Source organism: Pseudochrobactrum sp. AO18b (genome assembly GCF_000409565.1).
GTDB lineage: Bacteria > Pseudomonadota > Alphaproteobacteria > Rhizobiales > Rhizobiaceae > Pseudochrobactrum > Pseudochrobactrum saccharolyticum.
This window is the reverse complement of record NZ_ANNO01000050.1, coordinates 1-9,581: the sequence shown is the minus strand read 5'-3', so window position 1 is coordinate 9,581 and position 9,581 is coordinate 1. Positions and strand designations below refer to the sequence as shown.

The window sequence follows — 9,581 nt, the reverse complement described above, 5'->3', positions numbered from 1 at the left end:
CCCCCCCCCGGTAAATATCTGCAATCAGCTCTTGGCTACGCGGCTATGCGGCCATTTCCAGTCACGGATTTCCGGCATATCCTCACCATGCTCACGCACATAGTCATGATGCTGCTGAAGCTTTTTTTGAAGATACGCGATAATCGGGTCTGCTATACCGGCAGCCAAAGGTAGACGGTTAAGCGCTTCAATCGCCAGATTATAACGATCAAGTTCGTTCATCACAGCCATATCAAAGGGCGTTGTGGTTGTGCCTTTTTCGATAAAGCCACGCACATGGAAGTTCGGATGGTTGGTGCGCTTATAAACCAGCCGGTGGATCAGATACGGATAGCCGTGATAAGCGAAAATTACCGGACGATCAGTGGTGAAAAGCGCATTAAATTCACTGTCGGCAATACCATGCGGATGATGCTGCGGTGATTGCAGTGCCATCAGATCAACAATATTGACTACGCGGATGCGCAAATGCGGCAGCGCTTCACGCAACATTGCGGCGGCGGCCAGAGTTTCCATGGTCGGTACATCACCGGCGCAAGCCATCACCAGATCAGGCTCCATACCATCTTCGCTGCCTGCCCAATCCCATTTACCAAGACCGGCCTCACAATGCTTTTCTGCTTCATCCATGGTTAGCCATTGTGGTGATGGCTGCTTACCGGCAACGATCACATTCACACGGTTCCATGTTTTGAGACAGTGGTCACCCACCCAAAGCAGTGTATTGGCATCCGGCGGGAAATAAACGCGGACAATATCGGCGCTCTTATTGGCGACCAGATCGACAAAACCCGGATCCTGATGGGAGAAGCCGTTGTGGTCCTGCCGCCAGACATGGGAGGTCAGCAGATAGTTGAGCGATGAAACCGGTTTGCGCCATGGCAGTTCGCGCGCGACCTGCAACCATTTGGCATGCTGGTTGAACATTGAATCCACAATATGGATAAAGGCTTCATAGCAGGAGAAGAAGCCGTGACGACCGGTCAGCAAATAGCCTTCCAGCCAGCCCTGACACAAATGCTCACTGAGCACTTCCATCACGCGGCCGTCGGCGGCCAGATGATCATCACTGTTTAGCGTTTCAGCCATCCAGACGCGGTCGGTTGCCTCAAAAACACTGCCAAGGCGATTGGACGCCGTTTCATCTGGCCCGAAGACACGGAAGTTTTTATCCTCATCATTGAGGCAGAGGACATCGCGCAGATAATCACCAAGGATTTTGGTGGTTTGTTCCTGTACCGCACCCGGCTCGCTAACATTGACTGCATATTTGCGGAAATCGGGTGTTTTCAGGTCTTTACGCAGCAAGCCACCATTGGAATGCGGAATAGCGCCCATGCGTTTTTCACCGCTTGGTGCGAGCGCGCGCAGTTCCGGTTTCAGCTTGCCGCTTGCGTCAAACAGATCTTCGGGATCATAGCTGCGCATCCAGTCTTCAAGGATTTTGCGGTGGGCATCATCTGCGCGGCAATTGGCAACCGGCACCTGATGGGAGCGCCAATGGTTCTCCACCATTTTGCCGTCAACCACTTTTGGCCCTGTCCAGCCTTTGGGGCTGCGGAAGATAATCATCGGCCAGCGCGGACGCTCCGGAGATTTAAGATCGGCTTGCTCTTTAATGGCTTTGATACGATCAAAAGCACGGTCAAAAGTTGCAGCCATCAGTTGGTGCATGGCTTCCGGCTCGTGGCCCTCTACGAAAAATGGTTCATAGCCATAGCCTGTGAAAAGGCTGTACAGGTCTTCATCTGACATACGAGCAAGCAGGGTCGGATTAGCGATTTTATAGCCATTCAGATGCAGGATCGGCAACACCGCGCCGTCGCGCTTCGGGTTGAGGAATTTGTTAGAATGCCATGCAGCCGCCAAGGGGCCGGTTTCGGCCTCACCGTCACCGACAACACAGGCAACGACGAGATCGGGATTATCAAAAGCTGCGCCATAAGCATGCACAAGCGCATAGCCAAGCTCGCCTCCTTCATGGATGGAACCCGGAGTTTCCGGTGCCACATGGCTTGGAATACCGCCCGGGAACGAGAACTGGCGGAAGAGTTTTTGCATTCCGTCAACATCTTCGGTGATATCGGGATAGGTTTCCGTATAAGTGCCTTCCAGATAGGTATTCGCCACCATGCCAGGGCCACCGTGACCGGGGCCGCAGACATACAGCACATCTTTGTTGCGCTTTTTAATGATGCGGTTGAGATGTACATAGATGAAGTTCAAACCGGGTGTAGTGCCCCAATGGCCGAGCAAACGCGGCTTGACATGTTCAGGTTTTAAAGGCTCACGCAGCAGCGGATTTTGCATCAGATAAATCTGCCCGACGGAGAGGTAATTGGCCGCGCGCCAATAGCGGTCGGTCAGTTTCAGCTGATCCGGAGTAAGCGGCTGGGCGCCAGTCTGATTATTCATTCCAAAATTCCTTAACCTATTGGGAGGATTGGTTTAAAACAGTGAGGGTTTCCGCAGCAATCACTTGCTCTTCATCAGTTGCGAGCATGAAAGCCGCGATTTTGCTTGATTGTGTACTAATGCGGAAAGCATTTTTATCATTGGCCACACCATCCAGTTCGACGCCCAGCCATTGTAATTTTCTGGCAATATGGGTGCGGATTTCGGGCTGATGTTCGCCAATACCTGCGGTGAAAATAATGGTATCCAACCCGCCAAGGCTGGTCGCCTGACGACTGATTTCACCGGCAATGCGTGTGGTGAAGAGATCAATAGCTTGCTTTGCTTCAGGTGCCTCACTTGCCAACAAGTCACGACAATCTCCGCTGATGCCGGACACACCGAGCAGACCGGAGCGATGATAAAGCATATCAGTCAACTCATCGGCGTTCATATTCTGCTGGCTCAACAGATGCAGCAGCACACCCGCATCTAGATTTCCGCAGCGCGTTGCCATCGGAATACCGTCCAGCGTGGAGAAACTCATACTGGTATCAACGCTTTTGCCTTCTCTAAGTGCGCAAAGGCTGGCGCCGCTGCCAAGATGGGCAACAACAAGTTTCTTACGGCCTAAATCCGGGTCAAGCTCGTTAAAATGTTGTGCAATGGATTGATAAGAGAGTCCGTGAAAACCATAGCGCTTGATGCCTTGGTCATGCATTTCCCGCGGAATGGCAAACCGGCGGTTCACATCCGGCATGGTGCGATGGAAGGCTGTATCAAAAGAGGCTGTTTGCAAAATATTAGGGAAAAGTTGGTGGATCGCTTTAATCAGCGCCAGACTTTTAGGCTGATGCAACGGCGCATAGGCCGACAAATCGTCAATGGCCTGAATTGAGCGTTCATCAATCAATGCAGGACCAGTAAAAACATCGCCGCCATGCACCACACGGTGACCAATGGCTTTGATACGGGTCAGGTCTATATGCGCAGAAAGCTTATCGAAAACCTCGCTCAACACGCTGACTATATCCGCAGAAGCCTCAGATTGCAGTTGCAAATCCAGCCGTTCTTTGCCGCGCTCCATATGAAAACTCAAAGGAGACGCGGCAAAATCAATGCCAGCCTTAGCGGATTTATGCAAAGACGAGCCGTTCCATTCAAAACTGCCGATTTTGACGGTCGATGATCCTGTATTGAATGTGAGAATTAAATCATTCATTCCAAGTCTTTCCATAATCAACAGCTTTGCAGGAAAAGTGAGGCAGGCTTTATTGTGTCAGCTCACCTCAGGAAGTTACGGAAACGTTTGAGTGCGAAGAAGAAGAGCACGGAACCGATAATCATGAGGGCGAGGAACTGCGGCCAGACCACGCTTAATCCTGCACCGCGGAACAGCACCGATTGCGCGAGAATCACAAAGTGCGTGTTTGGTGCTGCCAGCATGATATTCTGAATGATTTCCGGCATGCTCTCACGCGGTGTCATTGCACCGGAGAGAACCTGCAACGGCAGCAGGATCAGCACAATCAATAGTCCGAATTGCGGCATGGAACCGGCAATGGTTGCTAGATAAATGCCGAGACTGGTGGTGGCAAAAAGCTGGAGTGCCACCCCGAGCAGGAACAGGATGATCGATCCATTGATCGGTACCGACAGCACACCTTTGACGATGAACAGCAAGGACATTGCCGTGGCAACCAGCACCACAAGCCCCATCGACCAGACCTTACTGATCATGATCTCGATCGGGGTGACCGGCATCACCAGCAGATGTTCAATCGTGCCATGTTCACGCTCGCGAATGAGTGCCGCACCGGTCAGGATGATTGACAGCATCGTCACCGAGGCAATCACGTTGGTAACCGCACCGAACCAGCCTTTGTTCAGATCCTGATTGAAGCGCGCACGCAGGTTCTGCGCGACCGGCATTTTAGTGGCACTGCGATAATGATTGAGAAACTCGCTCACCTCATTGGTCACAATGGCCTGCACATAGCGCCCGCCGCTGAAGGCCTGACTCATACGCGTCGCATCAATATTCAGCTGAACAGTCGGATTGCGTCCGGCCAGAAGATCACGCTGGAAGTTCGGCGGAATATCCAGCGCAAATGTATCCAGACCGGTATCCATGCGCTTGTCCATCTCATAAGTGGAGATGAGTTTCGGCGGTACAAAATAAGGCGGATAAAATGCGGTGGTAATCCGGCCGGAGATCGGGGACTGATCCTCATCAACAATTGCGATCGCCGCATTGTTTAGGTTTTCCGGCATTGCTTTGGAAGCCGTATAGATTGCCAGTGTGAACGCATAAACAATCAGGATCATCAGCATCGGATCGCGGGCAAGACCGCGTAGCTCCTTGATGCCAAGACGGAATATATTGGAAATCCTCATCTCAGCGCGCCTGTTTCTTGAGAAGAACAATACCCAGCACCATCAGCACCGGAATGGTTATCAGCAACATCAGAAAAGGCATGCCCAGATCAGAGAAGCTGAGCGCTTTCGAGAACGTCCCGCGCGAGATGGTGGTGAAGTAGGTTGTCGGATAAATCTGACCGATCAAAGCCCCTGCACCACGCAAAGAAGAAACCGGATCAATGATACCCGAATATTGCACGGCAGGTATCAACGTCATCAAGGCGGTGCCGAAGATAGCGGCGATCTGACTGTTCATGAAAGTGGAGAGCACCAGCCCCATGCCTGTTGTGATAATCACATAGAGCAAGGCAGCCGTTGAATAAGTCAGAAAACTGCCGGTAAACCGCACCTGAAAGATGAACACTGCGAAGGCGGTCAGCATCAGGAAGTTGAAGAAAGCCAGCCCGATATAAGGCAGCTGCTTACCCATCAGAAACTCGAATTTCGTGACCGGTGTCACGTAGAAATTGATAATCGAGCCCAGTTCTTTTTCGCGCACAACACTCAGCACCGAGAGCATGGCCGGTATAACCAGCAGTAACAGCGGAATAACCGCTGGCACCATGGCTACCAGACTTTGCACATCCGGATTATAGCGATAGCGGATTTCCATATTGAAACTGGTGAGGGCCGTGGTGTTGCCATAGAGCTCGCGGGCTTTTTGCGACAACCAGTTGAGATGCGTGCCCTGCACATAACCCTGAATGGTTTCTGCCCGCGTCGGCATTGCACCGTCAATCCATGCGCCGACTTCAACAGGACGTCCATGTTCGACATCGCGGGCAAAGTTCGGTGGTATCTCAATCGCCAGACTGATCTCGCCGTTTCGCATGCGCCGGTCGAGATCGTCATAATCAAGTATCGGATCTTTTTCGATAAAATAGCGTGAGCCGGAGAATTGGCGGATATAGTCACGACTGATCGTTGTGTCGTCGCGGTCAATCACTGCAAAACTTAAGTTATTCACGTCGAGATTGATACCGAAACCGATCACAAACATCAGGATAACACTGCCAAGCATTGCCAGTGTGGCGCGGATCGGATCGCGCCGCAGTTCCAGCGTTTCGCGTCTGGTATAAGCGAGCATACGGCGCAGATCAGGCATCCAGCTTGCAGACGGAGCCGGAAGCTCTCGTACCCGTTTTACTGTTTGTGCTGTCTGTTCTGCAACTGCTGTATGGGCAGGTTGCGGCGCAGGTGCGGTTTCGCCAATGGCATCTTCAAGATAGCCGATGAACGCCTCTTCCAGTGTTGCTGCCGAACAGCTGGCAGTGATTGCAGCCGGTGTATCACTGATCAGCACTTTACCGGCATGCATCAGGGAAATCCGGTCACAAAGCTCTGCTTCATTCATGAAGTGGGTGGAGACGAAAATCGTCACATTATCCTTGCGCGAAAGATCGGCGAGGATTTGCCAGAAGGCATCACGTGCCACCGGATCAACACCGGAAGTCGGCTCATCGAGAATGAGAATATCCGGCTGATGGATCAGGGCGACCGCGAGAGACAAACGCTGACGGATACCGAGCGGCATATCATCCGGATAAATATCCATCATCTCGGTCAGATCGAAACGCTGTGAAAGCTCTGTAATACGCTGTTTGGTTCTGGCCTCTTCCATGCCGAATAATTTGGCGTGGAGTTCCAGATTGTGATGCACAGTCAGTTCTGAATAGAGCGAGAAAGCCTGTGACATATAGCCGACACGACGGCGGATATCGATATCTTTGGTATCAACTTCACGGCCAAACAGGCGGGCAATACCATCACTTGCAGGCAGCAAGCCGGTCAGCACTTTCATGGTCGTGGATTTGCCGCAACCATTGGAGCCGAGGAAGCCGAAAATCTCGCCGCGCGGAATACGGAAGCTGACATTATCAACGGCTGTGAACTTACCAAAACGCACGGTGACATGCTCGGCTTCAATGGCAATATCCGTGATGCTTTCATCACGCGGCGGGATCACCACCTTATGATGGTCTTGGCGCAGTTCTTCCGGCAATAAGGCGATAAAGGCATCATCCACATTCGATGTGCCGGTTTGTTGCATCAGCTCTTTTGGTGTGCCACTGGCGAGGATCTGCCCGTCATTCATAGCAATAAGCCAGTCGAAACGCTCGGCTTCTTCCATATAGGCCGTGGCAACAATCACGCTCATACCCGGGCGATCTTTGCGGATATCGTCGATCAGCTCCCAGAACTGGCGGCGCGACAGAGGATCAACGCCGGTGGTCGGCTCATCAAGAATCAGCAGGTCAGGATCATGGATCAGCGAACAGCAAAGACTGGTTTTTTGCTTCATCCCGCCGGAGAGTTTACCGGCAGGACGATCCGCAAAAGGCGACATGCCGGTGCGTGCCAGCAAATCCGTAATTCGGCGCTCACGTTCATGCTTGTTATGGCCGAATAATCTGCCGAAGAATTCAATATTCTCAAAGACCGACAGGGTCGGATATAGGTTTTTACCCAGCCCTTGCGGCATATAGGCAATACGAGGAAAAGCGGACTGGCGATGGCGCTTGTCAGCAATATCCCCGCCCAGCACGTCAATGCGCCCTTGCTGCATAATACGCGCACCAGCAACCAGTGACAGCAAGCTGGATTTCCCCACGCCGTCAGGGCCAATGAGGCCGATCATGCGACCAGTCGGAATATCCAGCGTCAGATCACACAGGGATTGTTTGGCGCCATAGGTCAGGCTGACATTCTGTATGCGGACGACAGGTTCATCGTCCGCGCTGTTATCGCTCACCAGATCCATGTTCATTGTACAGGTTCCGCAAGGTTCTGTGGCCATGTGGCTTCAGAGTTCAGCTTAACATAGACAGTGCCCGGCAGACCGGTTTTGACCTGCTGAATATGTTTTTGCAGCAGTTCCTGCGGGATTTTGGCTTTTACGCGAAACACCAGCTTCTGGCGCTCTTCTTCCGTTTCAACGGATTTCGGCGTGAACTGGGCAACGTCGGCAACAAAACTGATTTTGGCCGGAATAACAAATTGCGGTGCAGCATCCAGAAGGATACGGGCTTCAGCACCGATTGCGACCTGTCCGGCCTGTGCAGTTGGCAGGAAGAACGTCATATAAACATCGCTCAGGTCAACCAGATTGAGCACACGGCCACCGGCAGCAATCACTTCACCCGGCTGGGCAATACGATATTGAACGCGACCCGGTTTGGGTGCTTTCAAACTGGCATCATTGATCTCAACGGCAATTGTTGCAATCGCGGCTTTAGCAGCATCAACGGCTGCTTCCGCATCAACAACCTGCGCTTTGGCGGCGCTAATACCGGCTTCAGTTGCAGCCAGCTGCGCTTTGGCAGCACTCACTGCCGCTTCAACGCCACGGGCATTGGCACGGTCATCATCGAGAATTTGCTGGGAGACAGTACGGGATTCATTCAGCTGCTGCGAGCGTACCAAGCGGCGCTGCGCGGCATCTAGTTGTGCTTCGCGTTGTGCGATGATGGCAGCAGCTGCTTTTTGTTCTGCTTCACGCTGTGCTACAAGGCTACGGGTTGTTTCAATACTGATTTCTGCACGGCGCAACTGTGCTTCAGCCTGACGACGCTGGCTTTCGGCCTGATCGGTATCCATCTGCGCCAGAACATCGCCGGCATTCACAAAATCACCCTCATCCGCCAGAATTTGACGAATACGACCGGCACTTTTGGTGGAAATGTCGACCTCAACGGCTTCAATACGTCCATTTCCGGAGGCAATGCCTTCGGGTAGGTTGTCATTATTCAGTTGTTGCCATGTATAATATCCGCCTCCAGCAAGCAGGACTGTAACGACAACAAAAGTGTATTTCTTAAACCGAATCAATTTGCTTTTGATCATTTACTATGCCTGAGTTTATATGAAACTTTGTCTATGAGGTGTTATATGAATCAATAAATGTCATTGATTGCAGTCAATACTGTTTATTTCTTTTTGTTGTAATAAAAGTTACATTCTGCCCCAAAAAGCATCATTTTTTATTTATGTTGGTTCCAGTCTAAATCGGACAATATCTGTGCTATTATGGATTGAGTTTCTTCTTTTTTGACGCATGACGTGATCCTAGGCAATAATGGAAGCGATATTTGGATTTGAATTTTGCAAGACCAATTAAAGGCCAAGGTAGATCAAATGATTGCCCATCTGGACTTTAATGGCGCAATGACCTTCGCCGAACAGCATACAGCGAGTCGTGCGACTCTACATAAACGTCTTGAACTTGAACCTCAGGAGGAAGTTCTTATTGTTGTGACTGAAGTCAGTGGATGGCCAGTTACTCGACATGTCGATCTCTATCCGCGCACCCTTACTCGAATTGAACAATCCAACAACAAGCTTGCCCATTTGTGCGATTGAACGGGCTGTACAAGCGCGGAACGGTTCATGGTAGTAAATCATTCATTTGCCTTCCCCCCCCCTCTGTGCGTCTCTGCATCGCGACGTCAAGGGGCAAAGAAAAGGTACCTTACTCCATAGGCAAGCTGTGCGGTCACGCTGCACCCCTAAATATGAGCGTTTTCCAAATTTGGAAAATCGGAGTTTGCTTTGCATTTTGAGGAAAATCGAAATGGCAAAAAAGGCCACAACATCTTCGACCTCGTCCGCAATAATCGACCTTACGGGTGAAGAAATGCTGTCAACGAGTGGGGCATCTTCACTGTTGGGTATTACATCTCAATGGCTTCGTCAGCTATCGGCGAATGGTTATATCCCCGTGGCAATCAAGGGAAAGTACCCACTGGTTGCTGTTGTACAAGGTTATG

General features: G+C 51.3%; 7 protein-coding genes. 2 read left to right on the top strand and 5 right to left on the bottom strand.

The features are described from left to right. Positions 1-24: 24 nt before the first annotated feature. The 5 genes from A918_RS0102195 to A918_RS0102175 all read right to left on the bottom strand — a co-directional run bounded on the left by A918_RS0102195 (position 25) and on the right by A918_RS0102175 (position 8,658). Positions 25-2,415 (bottom strand): phosphoketolase, encoded by a 2,391-nt coding sequence (locus A918_RS0102195; RefSeq protein WP_022709469.1) that lies wholly within the window; start codon positions 2,413-2,415, stop codon positions 25-27. A gap of 16 nt (positions 2,416-2,431) precedes the next feature. Next, positions 2,432-3,616: an acetate/propionate family kinase gene (locus A918_RS0102190; protein ID WP_022709468.1), complete on the bottom strand. Its 1,185-nt coding sequence runs from the start codon at positions 3,614-3,616 to the stop codon at positions 2,432-2,434. Positions 3,617-3,678: 62 nt separating this feature from the next. Continuing rightward, entirely contained in the window at positions 3,679-4,791 is a 1,113-nt protein-coding gene (locus tag A918_RS0102185) for an ABC transporter permease (RefSeq protein ID WP_022709467.1), read from the bottom strand. Between the two features lies 1 nt (position 4,792). Further along, the gene (gene rbbA / locus A918_RS0102180; RefSeq protein ID WP_028233262.1) at positions 4,793-7,576 is read right to left on the bottom strand and encodes a ribosome-associated ATPase/putative transporter RbbA; all 2,784 of its coding nucleotides are present in this window, start codon (positions 7,574-7,576) and stop codon (positions 4,793-4,795) included. Between the two features lie 2 nt (positions 7,577-7,578). Further along, positions 7,579-8,658, bottom strand: coding sequence for an HlyD family secretion protein (locus tag A918_RS0102175; RefSeq protein WP_022709465.1), 1,080 nt, complete (start codon positions 8,656-8,658; stop codon positions 7,579-7,581). A gap of 291 nt (positions 8,659-8,949) precedes the next feature. Between A918_RS0102175 and A918_RS21665 the strand changes: the two genes are divergently transcribed. Beyond that, positions 8,950-9,174 carry a hypothetical protein gene (locus A918_RS21665; protein WP_156831371.1) on the top strand — a complete coding sequence of 75 codons (225 nt, stop codon included), beginning with the start codon at positions 8,950-8,952 and terminating at the stop codon, positions 9,172-9,174. A 211-nt stretch (positions 9,175-9,385) separates the two neighbouring features. Beyond that, the coding region (locus A918_RS22150) for a hypothetical protein (protein ID WP_022709463.1) at positions 9,386-9,581 on the top strand (196 nt) is incomplete at its 3' end.